This window comes from Acidovorax sp. 62 (assembly GCF_002754495.1).
Taxonomy (GTDB): Bacteria; Pseudomonadota; Gammaproteobacteria; order Burkholderiales; family Burkholderiaceae_C; genus Acidovorax.
Map to the genome: position 1 here is coordinate 636799 of NZ_PEFJ01000001.1, position 17439 is coordinate 654237.

A 17439-nucleotide genomic window follows, 5' to 3' on the forward strand; every position below is an offset into this window, starting at 1 on the left:
CCATGAATCTGTCTTTCTTGCGCCTGGGTTGGCGCACCTTGCTGCGCGACCTGCGCGCTGGCGAGCTGCGTTTGTTGATTGTGGCCGTCACGCTGGCGGTGGCCGCGCTCACCTCGGTGGGCTTTTTTGCCGACCGCCTGCAAGGCGGCCTACAGCGCGATGCCCTGCAGCTGCTGGGTGGCGATGCTGTGGTGGCCAGCGACAACCCCACGCCAGCGGCCTTTGTGGACAAAGCCCGTGCGTTGGGTCTGCAAACCGTGGGCACCATGGGCTTTCCCACCATGGGCCGCGCCAGCGATGCGCAAGGCGGTGCCAGCAAGCTGGTGGCCCTGAAAAGCGTAGAGACGGGCTACCCGCTGCGCGGCGCCCTCAAAGTGACCGACGCGCCGGGCGGGCCAGAGCAGACCACCCGCGACATTCCCGCCCCTGGCGACGTGTGGGTGGATGCACCGTTGCTGGACGCGCTGGGCCTGGCCATGGGCGACAAGCTGCTGCTGGGCGATGCCCAGTTGCGCATTGCCCGCATCATCGTCATCGAGCCCGATCGGGGCGCGGGCTTCATGAGCTTTGCACCGCGTGTCATGCTCAACGCGGCCGATGTGCCTGCCACCGGCCTGGTGCAGCCCGCCAGCCGCATCACTTACCGATTTGCCGTGGCGGGGGCACCCGCCGCCGTCAAGGCCTTTGCCGACTGGGCCAATGCCGAGGTCAAAAAGCCTGACGTGCGCGCCGTGCGGGTCGAGTCGCTGGAAAGCGGCCGTCCCGAAATGCGCCAGACGCTGGACCGCGCCCAGAAGTTTTTGAACCTGGTGGCCTTGCTGGCCGCGCTGCTCTCGGCCGTGGCCGTGGCGCTGGCGGCACGCGGCTTTGCCACCGACCACCTCGATGCCTCGGCCATGCTGCGCGTGCTGGGGCAAAGCCAGCGCACCATTGCGGGCGCGTACACCACCGAATTTGCGCTGATAGGCCTGTTTGCCAGCGCTTTGGGCGTGGCGCTGGGCTACCTGGTGCACAACGTGTTTGTGATGCTGCTGGCCGGGCTGGTGGAGTCGGCCTTGCCCGCGCCCAGCCTGTGGCCCGTGGCCTTTGGTTTGGGCATGGGGCTCACGCTGCTGTTTGCCTTTGGCCTGCCGCCCGTGCTGCAACTGGCCCAGGTGCCGCCGCTGCGCGTCATCCGCCGCGACGTAGGCGGCCTCAAGCCCGCATCGCTGGCCGTGCTGTGCGTGGGCGTGGCGGGCTTTGCGGCGTTGCTGCTGGCCGTGAGCAGCGACCTCAAGCTGGGCTTCATTGCTGTGGGCGGCTTTGCCGGGGCCGTGGCTTTGTTCGCGGGCCTGAGCTGGGTGGCCGTGAAGCTGCTGCGCAAAAGCGTGAACGAAGCCACGGCCCCGCGCTGGCTGGTGCTGGCCACGCGGCAAATCTCGGCCCGCCCGGCCTATGCCGTGGTGCAGGTCAGCAGCCTGGCCGTGGGCCTGTTGGCGCTGGTGCTGCTGGTGCTGCTGCGCACCGACCTCATCAGCAGCTGGCGCCAGGCCACCCCGCCCGATGCGCCCAACCGTTTCGTCATCAACGTGATGCCCGAGCAAGCTGACGATTTTCAGAAGACCCTGCAAACCAGCGGCGTGGCCAAGTACGACTGGTACCCCATGATCCGCGGCCGCCTGCTGGCCGTGAACGGCCAGCCCGTGGGGCCTGACACCTACACCGAAGACCGCGCCAAGCGCCTGGTGGACCGCGAGTTCAACCTCTCCACCGCCGTGCAGCAGCCCGCCCACAACCAGATCGTGGCAGGCCATTGGACCGACAACGAGGCTGGTGCCGTGAGCGTGGAAGAGGGCATTGCGCAAACCTTGGGCCTGAAGCTGGGCGACAGCCTGCTGTTTGACATTGGCGGTGTGCAGAACGAAGCCCGCATCACCAGCCTGCGCAAGGTGGACTGGGGCTCCATGCGTGCCAACTTCTTTGTGATGTACCCGGTGCAGCAGCTCGAAGGTGTGGCTGTCACCTACCTGGCGGCTTACCGCGCGCCCGAGGCCCAGGGCTTTGACAACGCGCTGGTGCGCCAATTCCCCAACATCACCAACGTGGACATGGCCAGCACCATCACCCAGGTGCAGCGTGTGCTCGACCAGGTCATCCGCGCGGTGGAGTTTTTGTTCGCCTTCACCCTGGCCGCTGGGCTGGTGGTGCTGTTTGCCGCCGTCACCGCCACACGCGAAGAGCGCGCCCGTGAGTTCGCCATCATGCGCGCCGTGGGCGCCCGCGCCAGCCTGCTGCGCCAGGTGCAGCGGGCCGAGCTGATGGGCGTGGGGCTGCTGGCGGGCTTTTTGGCCAGCGCCGTGGCCGTGGCCGTGGGCTGGGCCCTGGCCCGCTACGTGTTTGACTTTGCCTGGACGGCATCGCTGTGGGTGCCCCTGGCCGGGGCCTTGGCCGGTGCCGTGCTGGCCCTGTTGGCGGGCTGGTGGGGCCTGCGTGACGTGCTGCGCCGCCCCGTGGTCGATACACTGCGCCGCGCTGCGGAGTGACGGGACTGATCGCCCGCAGAGGCGCTGGCTGTTTTATGCAGCCAGCGCAAAGGGCGTGCGGATGTCCGACAGAAACTGCTGGGCCCGTGGGTGCTGGGGGCGGTTGAAAAAGTCGTCTGGGGTGGCACGCTCCAGCACCTGCCCTTGGTCGAGAAACAGCACCCGGTCGGCCACTTCGCGGGCAAACCCCATTTCATGCGTGACGACCACCATGGTCATGCCGTCGCGGGCCAGATCGCGCATCACCAGCAGCACCTCTCCCACCATCTCGGGGTCGAGCGCACTGGTGGGCTCGTCAAACAGAATCACCGGGGGCTCCATGGCCAGCGTGCGGGCTATGGCAACGCGTTGCTGCTGACCGCCAGACAGCTCGGTGGGGTACGCCTGGGCTTTGTGCGCCAAGCCGACCCGATCAAGCAAGGCCAGGGCGCGGCGCTCGGCTTCGGCCGGGGCGAGTTTGCCGAGCTGGGTGGGGGCGAGCGTGCAGTTTTGCAGCGCCGTGAGGTGCGGGAACAAATTGAACTGCTGGAACACAAAACCCACCCGTGAGCGAAACTGGTTCAGCGGGAGCCCAGGGCGGTAAATGTCTTCTCCCTGCACCAGAATGCGCCCGCCCTGAATGGGCTCCAGCCGATTGATGGTGCGTATCAGTGTGGACTTGCCAGAGCCCGATGGACCGCACACCACCACCACCTCGCCTGCGTGAATGGTCTCGTTCACATCGCGCAGCGCCTGGTAGCTGCCAAACCATTTTTGTACGTTGTCAAACCGGATCATGCGGTGGCTCCTGCCAGGGATGTGGGTGTGGGTAGGGCTTGGGTGGGCGGCTTGGCGCGCCGAGCCAGCCGCTGCTCCAGCCCATAGGCCAGGCGCGTCAGGCCAAAGCACAGGACGAAATAGGTGAGGGCCAGCACGGCATAAATTTGCGCGGGCAGCACGAACACCAGGGAGTTGATTTGTGTCGCAATCATGGCGACCTCATTGAGGCCAATGATGAAGCCCAGCGATGTCTCCTTGATCGTGGACACCAGCTGGTTCAGCAGCGAGGGCAGCATGTGGCGCAGCGCCTGTGGCAGCACCACCTTCCGCATCGCCTGCAGGTAGCTCAGCCCCAGTGCGCGGGCGCACTCCATTTGCCCGCGTGGCAGGCCTTGGATGCCCGCGCGCACGATTTCGGCCAGGTAGGCACCATTGAACAAGGCCAGTGCCAGCAGCATGGTGGTGAACTGGTCGGTTTTGTGGCCTGTCACGCTGGGCAAAAAGAAGTAGGCCCAGAACACCACCATGAGCAGTGGCGTGCTGCGCACCAGGAACACCAGCGCAGTGACAGGCCAGCGCAGCCAGCGCCAGGGGCTGACACGGCCCAGCCCCAGCAGAAGCCCCACCGGCAGCGCCGACACCAGGCCCAGGCTGGCCAGTATCAAGGTGAGTGCCAGCCCCCCCAGTGGCCCCTGTGGGTACTGGCCCACCAGAAAGTACAGCCAGTAGGTGTCCACCATTTCCAAAAAACTCATGTGCAATGCCTTGGAGAGGAGGGCTGCAGCGCCAGCCTCTGCGGTGCGCGGGGCGCCTGTTGGCTGAGGGTTTGTGCCATGCTGCCCCTGTCACGTCCGCACGGGGTAGCTGTGCTGGTACCAGGCTGCCAGCCCGGTGATCACCAGCGACAGCGCCACGTAGCTTGCCGTCGCAAAAACAAACGCCTCGAAGCTGCGGAAGGTGGCGCTTTCCACTTTGGCGGCCTGGTACATCAGCTCGGCGGCACCAATCACGGTGGCAATGCTGGTGTTCTTCCACAGGTTCAGCGTTTGGGAGATGAGCGGTGGCACCGTGACGCGCAGTGCCTGCGGCAAGATGACCAAGCGCATGGTGGCCAGAAACCCCAGACCCAGCGCCCGCCCCGCCTCGAACTGCACGGCAGGTATGCCGCGAATACCGCTGCGAATGTCTTCCGCCATGAACGCGGCCGTGTACAGGGTGAGCGCTGCCACGGCTGCGGTAGCCTCGTAGTTGTGTCCGTACAGCCATTCCTTGGCGGCTTCGGGCAGCAACTCGGGCGCGCCAAAGTACCAAAACAGCATGTGGGCCAAAAGGGGGACGTTGCGGATGGATTCCACATACACAGCCCCCAGCCAACGCAGCGCAGCCACGGGTGCCAGCCGCAGCAGCGCCACCACCACCACCACCGCCAGCGGCAGTGCCAGTACCAGCGTGGAGGCCAGCAGCGCCAGCGACAGGCGCAGCCCGGCCAGCAGCATGCCAAGGTAGGGGCCCGAGAGCAGCAGTGAAAAATCTAAAACAGGCATGGAACAAAGGCGGTCAGACCACACAGAAAAGCCCGCCGTAGCGAGCTGTCGGCCGCATGTCCGGTATTTAGCTGTCTACCTTGTCGCTCTCGATCTTGAACTCGCGCTTGGGGAACTTGAGCTTGCTGTCGGGGCCGTACCACTTGATGAAGAGCTTCTCGGCTTCGCCTGACTTTTCAAGCTCGCGCAGTGTTTCGTCCACCACGGTCTTGATGGCCACTTCCCCCTTCTTGATGCCAAAAGCCAGAGGTTCCACGCTCAGGTTTTGCGGCAGGATCACGTAGTCCTTGGCCTTGGGGCCCAGCTTGGCGTAGTCGGCCAGCAGGCTGGCTTCATCGTTCACGTAGGCCACGCCCTTGCCCTGCTGCAGGGCCTGAAACGCCTGCTGTGTGGATTCAAAGGTCACGACATCGGCGGTGGGGGCGGCTTTCAGCAGGTTAGGGCCTTGCGTGCCACCCTTCACGGTCAATGCTTTTTTGCCAGCGAGGTCTGCCACGCTCTTGATGCCGCTGCTGGTTTTGACCAGCACCTTTTGGCCGGTGACCAAGTGCGTTAAGCCAAAGTCCACCTGCGACTCACGCTCCTTGTTGTGCGTCAGCGAGGCGGCCAGAACGTCCACATGGCCTTGCTGCAGCTCAGGGATGCGCGCAGCCACTGCCACTTGTTTGAACACGGGTTTCACACCGATTTTCTGGGCCACAGCGCGTGCAAGGTCCACTTCGTAGCCAATGAATTCGCGGGTCTTGGCGTCAATGAAGCTGTTGGGCTCATCAATGCCCAGCACGCCGAACACGATCTCGCCGCGCTTCTTGATGTCGGCCAGTTGGTCTGCATGGGCGGCCGCTGCAAACAATGCCAGGGTGGCGGCGGTGATCACCGGGAAAATCGAGCGTCTGCGCATAAAGGTGGGTCCCTCAAGTGGTTTGGAACAATGGATGGCTGTCAGGGGGAACCAGGGAAGGCACAGCCCCCCAACCTGCAGCACAGGCCTTTGCCAACGCCTTCCCGGTTCCTTGGGTCATGAGCGTAGGTGGGCGGTGCTTGCCTGTGAAATAAGGAATGCAAATATCATTAGTCGCCGCATGCTGTGCGGCCTCACCTTTGCGCGCATCGCCACGCCGCAGTGCAACGCCCTGCGTATCCCCAGCGAAACACCGTTTTTTCTCAGGCACCTAGCCACGCTTTTTTCACGCATGACCGACAACGCTACCGACGCAGCCAACGACACCGCGGCTCCTGCAACCCCCTTTGAGTGGATCGGGGGCGAGGCCCGCGTACAGGCCTTGACCGACCGCTTCTACGACCTGATGGACTTGGAGCCTGCCTATACAGAGCTGCGTGCGGCCCACGGCCCAGAGCTGGACAGCGCCCGGCAAAAGCTGTTCTGGTTCTTGTGCGGCTGGCTCGGCGGCCCTTCGTACTACACCGACCAGTTCGGCCACCCGCGCCTGCGTGCGCGGCACATGCCGTTTGCCATCGGCATCAAAGAGCGTGACCAGTGGGTAGCCTGCATGGACCAGGCCATGGGCGAGACCGGCGTGCCAGACGATTTGCGCGCCCGTCTGCGCGAGAGCTTCATGGGCACGGCCGACTGGATGCGCAACAAGGGGGTATGAGTTGCCGCTAGCGGGTCAGGCCGGGACCGTTCGGGTCACAGCGGAATCAATAGGCTCGCAGTGAGACCTTGCCCTGGCTGGCTTTGCAGGCGCAGCTCGCCATGGTGCAAGCCGACGATCATGTCGGCCAAGGTGAGACCCAGACCAAAGCCTGGATGCTCTCCGGATTGATCGACGCGGTAGAACCGCTCTTTGGCTCTGGCAAGCTGGGGCTCGGTCATCCCTGCGCCCTCGTTGCTGACCCGCAGTTCCACCGCCGCCGCGCCGCTCTTGAGTTGACCTTTGAGCAGTTCCACCCGCACTTCGCTGTCAGGCGGGGAGAACAGGTAGGCGTTGGACAGCAGCTCGTGCACCGCGCGTTGCAGCTTGCGCCGGTCCACCGTTCCGTTGACGGCGGGCACCTGTGCACTCCACGTTGGCGGCATGCGGTGCACTGGTACTTTGAAGCTGGCACAGACTTGCTGTGCCCAGTCGAGCATTTCAGTGTCTACCCGCTTGAGGCATGCAGCGCCGTTGAGCTCCAGCTCGGCAACGCTCAATAGTTTGGTGATCAGCTCCTGGATTTGGCGAGAGTGCTGTGTGATCTGCGACAGCATGTCGTGCCGCAAGGCAGGTGCGGTGTCTGGCCTGGCAAGCAGTAGTTCGCTGTAGCCGAGGATGCTGGTCAGTGGGGTGCGAATCTCATGCGCTGCGCTGGCAATGAACTGGGACTTGGAGTGTTCCAGTTGCTCATCTTGGGTGACGTCTACCAGCAGCATCACTTTGCGGATAGGGCCGTGCTCGTAGTGGATGAATTCGATATCTACACTGCGGCTCAATCCATCCTCGGACTGGAGCTTGGCGCGGTGCAGTCGGCAAGACGGGTTGTGGTGGGCCAGTTCTTGAGAGATCCATTGCGAGAATGAAAAATCTCCCAGGCCCGTCATGCTCAAGCGGGCTTCCATGTGCTGCAGCACGGCGGACAGGGCTGGTCGTTGCTCTGCCCAGGAGCCGCCCAGCAGGCGTTCGCTGGCCTTGTTGGCCAACACCCATTGGTCTTGGGCATCGAATGCCATGTAGCCGACCGGTGTTTGGTCAATGATGGCGGTGAGCTGTTCCAAGTTCTGGCGGTAGTGCTGCATTGCGTCTTGCAACACCATCTGGCTTTGCTCCAGCTCAATCGTGCGTTCCAGCACTTCGTGCCGCAGTTGGTCCTGTTGCCCTGATGTGAGCAAAAACAACACCGACAGCACACTGGTGAGCAAGAGACAGACGGAGAAAACCAAGTGGGGCTGGCCCGATAAGCTGTGGGTCCAGAACGTGGCCAAGGGCTGTGCCTGGAGTTGGTACCTGTTGCCCATGAAGGCAAATTGGTACACGCTTGGGTTTGGCAGCTTGGGTGTGGCCAGTGGGGCCAGCCAACCGGACGTTGCGGTCTGCTCGGTGGTGTCCGCAGGCCAGTCGGATGACCAAAGCACCTGTGCGGCTTCGGGCGCTGAGAGGTCTGTAAACCGATACGCTTGCAGGGCGATCTCTGCTGCAGCGGCATCGTGTGTGGGGCGGAATTTCTGTGGTTGCACCACGGCCTGGATCAGCGATTCCATCTGAATGACCGCTGTGGCAAAGCCCTTGATGCCTTGCCAGCTCGTACCGTCTGGTTGCACGCCATGGTGCTGCAGCACGGGGTCAAGCGCTAGCAAAGCCCATGAGGCAGTGTTGTCTTGAACCAGGCGGATGCGCTGCGTCACGCTGGTGCGGCGGGTGCGCAGGGCGTCTTCAATGGCTTGGCGGCGTACTGCGTCTGAGTAGATGTCAAAGCCCAGGGCTGCCTGGTTCTGGGCTCTGGGCTCGATGGCTTGCACTGCAACGTGCACGTTGCGGTAGGCGGCTTGCACCAGTGCGCCTTCAGCATTTCGCTCGGTGATGGTGGCGGGCTGGCGCTCGGCCTGCTGTCCCAAATAGGTCTCAAAGCCCGCGCGCTCGTGGGCGTGAATGACGGGGTTCCAGGAGAGTGCGTACAGATTCTCAGCCAGCGCGAGCAGGGGTTTGGTGAGCCGGGCAAAGTCCGCACTCTCGACCCCTGGGCTGTTTGCAATGGCCGCTGCCAGGGCATGCAGCGCCTCCTCATGGCTTCGCAAGTCGTTTTGCAGCGCGTGGTGTATCCGCTCATTGGACTCGCTCAGCCTTTGCCGCACCAGCTCGACTTCTGCCGAGAGCACCAGTTGGCCAGCGGCCATGCTCACCGCCATGCCCGCTATCACGATGGCCGAAAGACCAAACTTGCGCGTGCGGTAGTGGGCGCCTGATAGGCTCCAAAAGATGAGTGCAGGGGATATGAGCACAATGGCCATCGCACCTGCCAACGCTTGGTCGCCGTAAGCCGCCCACATCGCGCTGCGCCAAGCAGAGGGCCCGGCCATCCATTGTTGGGCGGCGGACAGTGTGGGGTGCACCAGCGCGGACACAGCACCCAGGCCCACCAGCCGGAACACTTGCCCTGGTTCCCGAAGCATTGCAGGCCAAACCAGGCTGCGGTGCAGCAGGGCATGGCCCGCCCAGGCTTGAAGGGTGACAAAAGAGGCGTCGGTAATGCCGGATGGCCAAGGGCTTTCCCCCCCTAGCAGACCCCAGGACAGAAGCAACCCACCCCAGTGGCCCAGCCAGATGCCCGCCAGTGCTTTGCGTCCCAGCACCATGACGGCTGCCAGTGCAAAACCGACGGCTGGCAGCAAGCAATGGCCCGTGGGTGCCAAGCCCGCAGAAAGCACCAGGCCCAGGCCGTAGAAGACGCTGTAACCCGCGATCACCAAGACCAGCGAAGGCCGCCAGTCCAAAGATTTCCAGCGGCGGTATTGTTTGAGGAGCTCGGCATGCTCATCGGTGGCAGGAAGGTTTGCATTCATCAGCCTGCTCCATTCAGTTGCATTGCTGGTTGATTGCCCTCACCGTAAAGCAGGCTGGTTCCCAGCGGAAAATGCAAGGTAAAGCTAGACCCTTGGCCCAACTGGCTTTCGACGGTGATCTGCCCACCCATGCGCTCCGTCAGCTCCTTGGCAATGCACAGCCCCAGCCCCGTGCCCTCAATGTCTCCATCCGGGTCCACCCGAAAGAACTTGGTGAACAAGCGTTTGAGCGTGGTGGGGCTCATGCCTATGCCTTGATCGCGCACCGTAATCAGAGCCTCTTGCCCATCTTGAGAGAGGTCTGCCTTGACCGTGACAGGGCCGGAATCGGGTGAGGAGTATTTCAGTGCGTTGCTTAGCAAGTTGATCAGTACCTGCTCAAACTTAGATGCATGCACGTTGATTTGCAGCGTCTGAAGATGGCTGTCCAGCCGAATCTGGTCGGCCCGGCCGGAGGTGTCGAAAGAGCGTATGGCATCTTCCAGCGCGCTGTGGAGGCTGACGGGCGTTAACTGCAGCCCCCCAGTGCCTTGGGCTTCGATCCGAGAAAGGTCTAGCAGGTCGTTGAGTAGGTCGCTCAAGCGTTTGGCCTGCCGGTGGATGCGGTCCACCAGATCCCGGCGCACAGGCTCCGGGTAGTCGCGCGTCAGCATCAGCTCAGAAAAGCCCCGAATGCTGCCCATGGGGGCTCGCATCTCATGGGCCGCTGTTGCGAGGAAATGCGACTGCATCTTGTACAGCTGCACCTCTGCGGTGACGTCTCGGAACACCAGCAGCCCTGGTCCTCCGTCCTTGTGCTTTTCTCCGCTGCGTACTTCAATGACACGCTCTTGGGGTTTGACCAAGTGCAAGTGCGTGGTTTGCTGTTCGCTCAGCAGCTGGGCGATTTCGCCGTGGCCCGGCGACAGCAGTGTTTGCAGCGCTTGGTACAGCTGTGCGCGGTGCATGCCGTTGGTGGTGAGCCCTGTCAACTGACGGAATGCAAGATTGCTCAAGCTGACCTGGCCGCCTTCGTCGAAAGCCAGCATGCCATTGGGGTTGTCATGGTGCAGTGCCTGCAGCATTTCTGACTGAGCTCTGAGCATCAGAAGTTGCTGCCTCAGCTCTGTCGCATCGGTCTGGCGTCCAACGTAGTGCGTGATGAGGCCGGTCTGGGGGTCCCGCATGGGGCTGATGTTGAGCTGGTTCCAGAACATGGAGCCATTTTTGTGAAAATTCTTGAGAAGAACGTTGATTGAGCGGCCCTCGCGCAGCGCCTCACCCAAAAGCCTGGCTTCTGGCTGGTCTTTCTCAGACCCTTGAAGAAACGAGCACGACAAGCCCATGACTTCTTCCGGGCTGTAGCCCGTGATGCGGCAAAAACTCTGGTTGACATAAACAATGGGTTCACCCGGCAGGGTGTGGTCGGTGATCACCACGCCGTTGCTGGCTTGGTCAAAGGCCAGCTCGCGCACTCGGTGGAGTTGCCAGCCCCGCACGTACTCAGAAACATCTACCAAGTCGCCCTTCCACAAAGGCTCCTGCGATCGTGTGGGGCTGTCACTGCGGGCTTTGACCAAGCCAAGCTCCACCCAGCAAATGCCGCCGTCACGCCTCACCAGTGGCAGACGGGTTCTTCCCGCCGTGCCTTTGCCAAGCTGCGTGCTTTCTTTCAGCGTCTGCCACGTTTGCAATCCATTGGGGTGCACCATGTGTGCCACGGGCGTTCCCAGGCTCTCTTGGGGGGTATATCCGGTCAATTGCTGCCATGCGTGGCCCAGCTGTGTCCATTGCAACTCGGCATCCAGCGCAAACTCGACATGCAAATTGTCTTGGTTGCCAGGCCCCTGTGCCGCCAATGCGGGCCAGCGCACAGGGGCCGACGCGAAGGTGACCACGCTGCGCAAAACGCTGGCTCTTGTTGCGGTCGCTGCGGGGGCCTCCTGAGTGGCCACAGGGCTGACGCTGAGCAAGTAGCCTTGGCGTGCGGTGGCTGCCTCGCCCAACTCAATTTGCCACGCCAGTTGGCTTTGGTTTTCGATCGCATCCCGCAGCCTTTCCGTGCACAGAAGGGGGAGTCCAGCGTTGTGCCAGTCTTGCATGAACGGCCCTGAAAAGGGCACAGCGAGCAGTCGCGCAAAGCTTTCGTCAGCGACTTCGAGGCGATAGATGCCACTGGCTGGGTCCAGAGACAGCACACAGGTGGCGGGGGCAGAGTGGGTGTTCATGGCGTGTGCCTTGGAAGATCAAGCGGGGAGGTGCTATCCCAAAGAGCGTAGCGAGCGGGATTGCGGGCGGCCTTGGTGTGCGTGGAGCGTGGTGTCTTGGTCATTTCCACCGCTCCAGCAAATCACGCACTGCGTTTTGGTAGTCTGCTGCAGCCCGGCTGGCAGGCGAATGGGCGATCAAGGGCTTGCCTGCCGCAAAGGCTTCAACCATGCGAATGTCGTTCCGTATGCCAGGCAACAACCGCGTGGGGCCGAACTGTGTGGCCAGCCCCTGCATGACGTTGCGGTGCTGCACGATCCGACTGTCCAGCATGACTGGCAAAAAGCCCAACAGGCGCAGGTTGTCGTTGCTGCCTCGGCTGGCAATGCGGAACAAGACCCGGGCCAGCTGCCGCACGCCCTCACCCGCCAGAAAGTGGGGCACAAAGGGGACCAAGACCCGGTCTGATGCGCACAGGGCATTCATCAGCAAGCCATCCAGCGACGGGGGCGTGTCCAGAACCACCATGTCATATTGGGCCTGAATCCCCTCATCGCTCAGCGCACGGCGCAGTGTGTCTTCGCCGCCAATCCCCGAACCGTGGTCAAACAGAGGGTCGCCGGCAATCAGGTCAAGACCCGTCCATTGCGTCTTGAGCACCGCGTCGGCCAAGGCGTGGTGCCCTGCCATGAACCCGTGCAGCGTAGGGGAGTTGCGCTGCACTTTGATGCCCAGACCCGGCGCGCAATGGCTCTGGGTGTCCATGTCCACCAGCAGCACACGTTGCCCCTGTGCGGCCAGCTGCGCAGCGATGTTTACAGCGCTGCTGGTCTTGCCGCTGCCGCCTTTGCGGTTGCTGATTGCCAGGGTGCGGCCCATGGCGATCAGAACAGTTCAATCTTGGGCCGCTCTTCGACAGCGGCCTCTTCTACAGTGCCACCGGTCACAGACTGGTGGGTCGACAGCTGGCTGTGCATGACATAGCGCTGCACCTGCGCGTCCAGGCGGGTTCTCAGCGTGGTCATTTTTTCGGGGTTCCAGGCGGAGTCGGTCAGTTGATCGGCCATCTCCTGCAGGTGCTCGTCCAGCTCCAGCATGGCGCCTTGTACATGCTCTACGCGTTGGCGCATCACGTCATGGAACTGGATTTGCCCCAAGGCCTCTGTCAACAGGCCTGCCAGTGCCTGGTGCCCCTGGCTGACATCGTCAATCACCTCCTGCATGCGGTTGGTGTTGGATGCGGCGGCAAAGCGCGCTTGCATGCCTTTGATATCGGCCAACACCTTGCGCATGTTGCCGGTGGAGGAGTTGCGGTTGCCTGCTTCCACTGCGCTGGCCAGTTCCTGGTCAATGCCATCGGTGGCGGCATTGATCTTGGAGGCAATCTCTGTGGCTGCACCGGCCGTGAGGGTGGACAGCTGGCGGATCTCGGTGGCCACCACGGCAAACCCCTTGCCCGCAGCGCCAGCCCGCGCAGCCTCGATGGCTGCATTGATGGCCAGAAAGTTCGTTTGGCGCGCCACACGGGCAATCACGTCCACCAAAGGCGTCAGGGCCTTGACTTCCTGCAGGCGCTGGATGCGGGTCAGGTTGGCGCTGACATCCTCTTCCTGCTTGTCCACAAACATTTGCAGGATGGCTCCCAACTGTTGGTCGATTAGCAGCTTCTCCTTGATCACTTGCAGCAGCTCGTTTCCATTTTCTTGCGACGCGGCAATGCGCCGCAGTTGCTCGTTGGAGACGTTGTGCATTTGGTCCAGCAGCGTGATCAAGGAGACGACCCCTGTTTCTGTTTCCTTGAGGGAGCCTCCCAGTTGTTCACTGAGGATTGCCAGGTAGGGCGCGACGTCGCGAACCTCATGGACCGCTTGCGAAACAGGCATGCTGCGGTGCTTGCGGCGCCCCTTGGCGCTGAGCCCGGGGGCAAAAGCCAGTGCGCTAAGCAAGGCCGCCGCACAGGCTGGCAGGCCCGCAACCAGGACCATGGACAGCGTAGGCCACCAGTGGCCCGCAGCCGGGGCCTGCGGCAAAAGGTACACCTGAGCCATCCACCCGATCAGGATTGCCAGCGAGCAAATGCCGATGAATGAAGGTGCGGAGCGCACCACGATGAACACCAGCCGAGGCATTCTCCTGGCGGGTGAAAGCGTATGGGTGGACATGGAACATACCTCCACTCAAGCACCTGGAACGACTTGCTTGACGATCTTCACCAGGTCCGGGCCAGAGACGGGTTTGACGAGCCAACCTGTGGCCCCCAGCTTCTTGCTTTCTTCACGCTTCTTGGGATCGCTCTCGGTGGTGAGCGTCAGGATGGGCGTGAAGCGCAAACCAGGCAACGCCTTGGCCATGCGGATCAACTCCATGCCCCCCATGCGGGGCATGTTGATGTCGGTGATGATCAGGTCCGGCTTGAAGCCGGCCTTGAGTTTGTCCAGCGCCTGTACGCCATCGGATGCGGTCTCAACCTTGAAGCCATTGAGCTCCAGGCTGGACTTCAAGCTCAAGGTCATGGTGACGGAGTCATCAACGATCAGAATAGTTTTGGCCATGATTCACTTGCCTTTCTGCTGCTCATGGGAAATAAAAACGGATTCAATAAAGCCGCGCAACGGGAGGTCGTTGGGCCAGGCCAGTACCTTGGTTTGGGCGGCAAGGAGGACCTGTAAATTCGCGGGGTGCAGGTGTGAGCAGGCGGACAGGTCTGCGGCGAGCCCTGGCTTTTTCTGCAGCCAGGCCAGGATCGTCTCTGCGTCTTCCACGCCGACCACATCCTTGAAAACCACCTTGTTTTTTCGCAGTTCGATGGGCATCAGATCATCTCCTTGATGTTCAGAACCATCAGCACCGAGCCGTCGCCCATCAGGGCAGAGCCTGCATAGGCGCGCAGGCTGGCCAGCACGCCCACCATGGGTTTGAGGATGATGTCTGCGGTTTCCTGGAAATCGTCGACCAGCAGGCCGAAGACGTCGTCGCCTACGCGCACCACCAGCACCGCCAGCTCATCACGGTCGTTGGTCAAAGGCGGCATGGCCAGCCCCAGCAGCTGATTGAGTGACCTCAACGCCAGCACCTTGCCGCGCAGAACGGTCACCATGCCTTGCTTGATGCTGCGAACCGCTGTGTGCGGAACACGCACGGTTTCGATGACCGAGTCCATCGGAACCCCGAAGATTTGGCCTGCGGCCTCAATCGTCATCACGTTGGTGACAGCCATGGACAGGGGCAACGACAGGCGAATCTGGGTGCCCTGGCCCAGCACGCTGGACAGAGAAACCGTTCCGTTGACGCGTTCAATCGCCGTCCTCACCACGTCCATGCCGACGCCCCGGCCCGACAGGTCCGACACGGTCTCTGCGGTAGAGAAGCCCGGCAGAAAAATCAGCTGGATGGCTTCCTGGTCGCTGATGCGCTCCAGTGTGGCCTCATCAATCAAACCCTTTTCATAGGCTTTGCGCTTGATGACGGCAGAATCAATGCCCTTGCCGTCGTCGCTGATTTCAATCAGCACACGGTCTGCCTCCTGGCGGGCGCTGATGCGCAATGTGCCTGCTTCAGGTTTGCCCTGCGCTTTGCGTGTTTCGGGTAGCTCCAGCCCATGGTCCAGGCTGTTGCGCACCATGTGCACCAGAGGGTCGCCCAGGGATTCGATGATGTTTTTGTCTGCGGCAGTCTCTTGTCCTTCCAGCACCAGATGGACCTCTTTGCCCAAGCGGCGTGAGGTGTCTCGCACCAGGCGGGGAAAGCGCTGGAATACGAAAGACACGGGCATCATGCGCACTTGCATGATTGCGTCCTGCATCTCTTCCGAGATGCGGTTGATGACGGCGTACTGGGCCTTGATTTCCCTGGAAAGATCTCGCACACCATAGTGCGTCTCTGCCCGATTGGCCAAGTAGGGAATGGCATTCTTGGCCACCACCATCTCGCCAATGAGGTTCATCAATCGGTCAATTTTGGATTGCTCGACCTTGAGGCTTTTCGGGCTGTGCGGCTCATCGGCCTTGCGCACAAAGCGACCTTCGCTTGCATCGCCTTCAAGGGCGTTGCCATCCATGGTGTTGTCGGCTCCACCGTCCGTTGCCAGAGGCGTTGGCGCCGAGGGGATCTTCTGTGCCGTGTTGGCAGCAGAGGGTGCTGCGGCGTCGGCTTGCGTGTGGGCTGGTGATGCCAGCAAGGCATCCAGCCAACGTGCCAGTGGTGCAGCGCTGTTGGCTTGCAACGCGGCTTCGCCCGCCTGCGTCAAATGCGGCACCTGGGCCGAGCGCCCCGCGGCCTGCAGACAGGATTCGAGTACGGCCACCACGCCTTTGAGCCTGCCAGCCAGCCAGGGCACGTCGTCCGGCAGCGCCAGGATCTGGCGCTGGGTTTGCAATACAGACGCCAGGGTTTGCGGGTCTGGCTGTGGCTCCGTTGCGGCCTGTGTTTGCGCAGCGGCATTCACCGCTTTCGCTTCGGTAGGGTGGGGCTGTGCCAGTGCCAGCGCTGGGTCGATGGGGAGGTCCAGGGTGCGCAAGGAGACGACCAACGCCTTGATCGCATCCACGTCAGGTGTGCGCTGCTCCAGCATGCGCTGGAGCCACCTCAGTGCGCTGGCAAGCCACAGTGCAGGGTTGGACAACTCCAGCATGCTGTCCACGGCGCGGCGCAAGCTCGCGAGAAAGCCTTTTTCTAAGAACGCCAGGGCGTCACAGACAAAGTCCTCGTACACCGCACCACCATTGGTGTCGCCTTGCGGGATTACCAACGCCATGGCGGGTATTTCCGTCACAGTGATTTGGTCGGGTACATAGCGGAAATGGGCTTCCAGTTCCTCCCTTGCCACGCCCACCATCAGGTGAAAATCCAGCTGGCAGCGGTAGGCATCCAGTTCATTCAATGGGGGCCAGGCACCGCGCTCGGCGATACCGCCCCACAGCAGGCCGGGGCATATGCGGGCCTGGTGCAGGGGGTCGTCGCCCTGAAAAAAGCACTCTTCATCGGGGCGATAGTGGACCCAAAAAAGCGATTGACCCGTGTGTGCCAGCTGCCATGCCTGCATGCGTTGGGCTTCTGGCACCCGGCCCAGCAGATGGGGAGCTGGCATCTGGTTGGCAGGCGCAGGTGCGGGCGTTTGCGTGGGGATTGCGGGCGCTGCCAGTTCTGCTGCATTGCCGCTGTCAGGCGCTGAACTGTTTTGCGCGAGGAGTTCGCGCAGCGAGTCCGCCAGCTGCAGGGCCTGGTGGGCAACGGCTGCACCAGGGGGCTGGCCACTCTCTGCCTCATCGCACAGCATGCCGACAAAATCCATGGCGTTGAGCAGGCGGTCTGCCAGGGTCTGTGAATAGCCAACCCGCTGGTTGCGCACGGCGTCCATCAAATCTTCGCCTGCGTGCAGCACGCGTGTCATCTCAGGAAAATCAAACAGCCCGCTATTGCCTTTGAGCGTGTGCACCAGCCTGAAAAGCTGGGTCATCAGCTCCACATCGTCGGGGGCGCTTTCAAGCTCCATCAGCTTGGTGGCAATGCCCTCCAATGCGTCACGTGCTTCTGCAAAAAACTGTTCCAGCAGTTCGTTCATGGCCGCCCCCCTTTCAGGAAGAGATGAATGGGGGCCAGAAGCTGGTCGGGGCGCGTGGGCTTGATCAGGTAGAAATTGGCCCCCGAGGCAAATGCGCGCAGGCGATCTTGCTCGGTGGCTTCGGTCGACACCATGATCACAGGCACTTGCTCCAGGGGTTGCAGCCGCAGCTGGCACAGGAACCCGTAGCCATCGAGCTTGGGCATGTTCACGTCGACCAGGTACAGATCGAACGGAGTGAGCAGCGCTTTTTCCAGCGCTTCCAGTCCATTGACTGCCTCTTCGACGGCATAGCCCGCGCTCTCTAAGATGCCCCGGTGGTACATGCGCACGGTGGCTGCATCGTCAACAATCAAAATCCGTTTCATG

Annotated in this window: 14 protein-coding genes; 2 read left to right on the forward strand and 12 right to left on the reverse strand. The window is 62.3% G+C overall.

Translation table 11 applies throughout. The annotated features are described in order from the left end of the window. Positions 1-2: 2 nt before the first annotated feature. Entirely contained in the window at positions 3-2522 is a 2520-nt protein-coding gene (locus CLU86_RS02875; protein ID WP_099740537.1) for an ABC transporter permease, read from the forward strand. 33 nt (positions 2523-2555) lie between these two features. Here CLU86_RS02875 and CLU86_RS02880 read toward each other — a convergent pair whose 3' ends face one another. The 4 genes from CLU86_RS02880 to CLU86_RS02895 all read right to left on the reverse strand — a co-directional run bounded on the left by CLU86_RS02880 (position 2556) and on the right by CLU86_RS02895 (position 5726). Then, a complete protein-coding gene (locus CLU86_RS02880) occupies positions 2556-3299 on the reverse strand; it encodes an amino acid ABC transporter ATP-binding protein (protein ID WP_099740538.1) in 744 nt (247 codons plus the stop codon). Then, the gene (locus CLU86_RS02885) at positions 3296-4036 is read right to left on the reverse strand and encodes an amino acid ABC transporter permease (RefSeq protein ID WP_099740539.1); all 741 of its coding nucleotides are present in this window, start codon (positions 4034-4036) and stop codon (positions 3296-3298) included. Before CLU86_RS02885 ends, CLU86_RS02880 begins: the two co-directional genes overlap by 4 nt. A gap of 90 nt (positions 4037-4126) precedes the next feature. Next, positions 4127-4825 (reverse strand): amino acid ABC transporter permease, encoded by a 699-nt coding sequence (locus CLU86_RS02890; protein WP_099740540.1) that lies wholly within the window; start codon positions 4823-4825, stop codon positions 4127-4129. A 67-nt stretch (positions 4826-4892) separates the two neighbouring features. Further along, the gene (locus CLU86_RS02895; RefSeq protein ID WP_099740541.1) at positions 4893-5726 is read right to left on the reverse strand and encodes an ABC transporter substrate-binding protein; all 834 of its coding nucleotides are present in this window, start codon (positions 5724-5726) and stop codon (positions 4893-4895) included. A gap of 292 nt (positions 5727-6018) precedes the next feature. On the opposite strand from CLU86_RS02895, the gene CLU86_RS02900 reads away from it, so the two are divergent. Beyond that, positions 6019-6441 (forward strand): group II truncated hemoglobin, encoded by a 423-nt coding sequence (locus tag CLU86_RS02900; RefSeq protein ID WP_099743239.1) that lies wholly within the window; start codon positions 6019-6021, stop codon positions 6439-6441. 35 nt (positions 6442-6476) lie between these two features. On the opposite strand, the gene CLU86_RS02905 is transcribed toward CLU86_RS02900, so the two are convergent. The 8 genes from CLU86_RS02905 to CLU86_RS02940 all read right to left on the reverse strand — a co-directional run bounded on the left by CLU86_RS02905 (position 6477) and on the right by CLU86_RS02940 (position 17438). Next, entirely contained in the window at positions 6477-9323 is a 2847-nt protein-coding gene (locus CLU86_RS02905; protein WP_099740542.1) for a CHASE domain-containing protein, read from the reverse strand. Further along, positions 9323-11530 carry a PAS domain-containing sensor histidine kinase gene (locus CLU86_RS02910; RefSeq protein ID WP_099740543.1) on the reverse strand — a complete coding sequence of 736 codons (2208 nt, stop codon included), beginning with the start codon at positions 11528-11530 and terminating at the stop codon, positions 9323-9325. The genes CLU86_RS02905 and CLU86_RS02910 overlap by 1 nt, the downstream gene beginning before the upstream one ends. Before the next feature lie 100 nt (positions 11531-11630). After that, complete coding sequence (locus tag CLU86_RS02915) at positions 11631-12389, reverse strand: ParA family protein (protein ID WP_099740544.1); 759 nt, start codon at positions 12387-12389, stop codon at positions 11631-11633. 5 nt (positions 12390-12394) lie between these two features. Then, a complete protein-coding gene (locus CLU86_RS23225; RefSeq protein WP_099740545.1) occupies positions 12395-13672 on the reverse strand; it encodes a methyl-accepting chemotaxis protein in 1278 nt (425 codons plus the stop codon). 15 nt (positions 13673-13687) lie between these two features. Next, entirely contained in the window at positions 13688-14062 is a 375-nt protein-coding gene (locus CLU86_RS02925; RefSeq protein WP_099740546.1) for a response regulator, read from the reverse strand. 3 nt (positions 14063-14065) lie between these two features. After that, a complete protein-coding gene (locus CLU86_RS02930; RefSeq protein WP_099740547.1) occupies positions 14066-14323 on the reverse strand; it encodes a hypothetical protein in 258 nt (85 codons plus the stop codon). Beyond that, a complete protein-coding gene (locus CLU86_RS02935; RefSeq protein WP_099740548.1) occupies positions 14323-17070 on the reverse strand; it encodes a chemotaxis protein CheA in 2748 nt (915 codons plus the stop codon). The genes CLU86_RS02930 and CLU86_RS02935 overlap by 1 nt, the downstream gene beginning before the upstream one ends. Beyond that, entirely contained in the window at positions 17067-17438 is a 372-nt protein-coding gene (locus tag CLU86_RS02940) for a PleD family two-component system response regulator (protein ID WP_099740549.1), read from the reverse strand. The genes CLU86_RS02935 and CLU86_RS02940 overlap by 4 nt, the downstream gene beginning before the upstream one ends. Between the last annotated feature and the right edge of the window lies 1 nt (position 17439).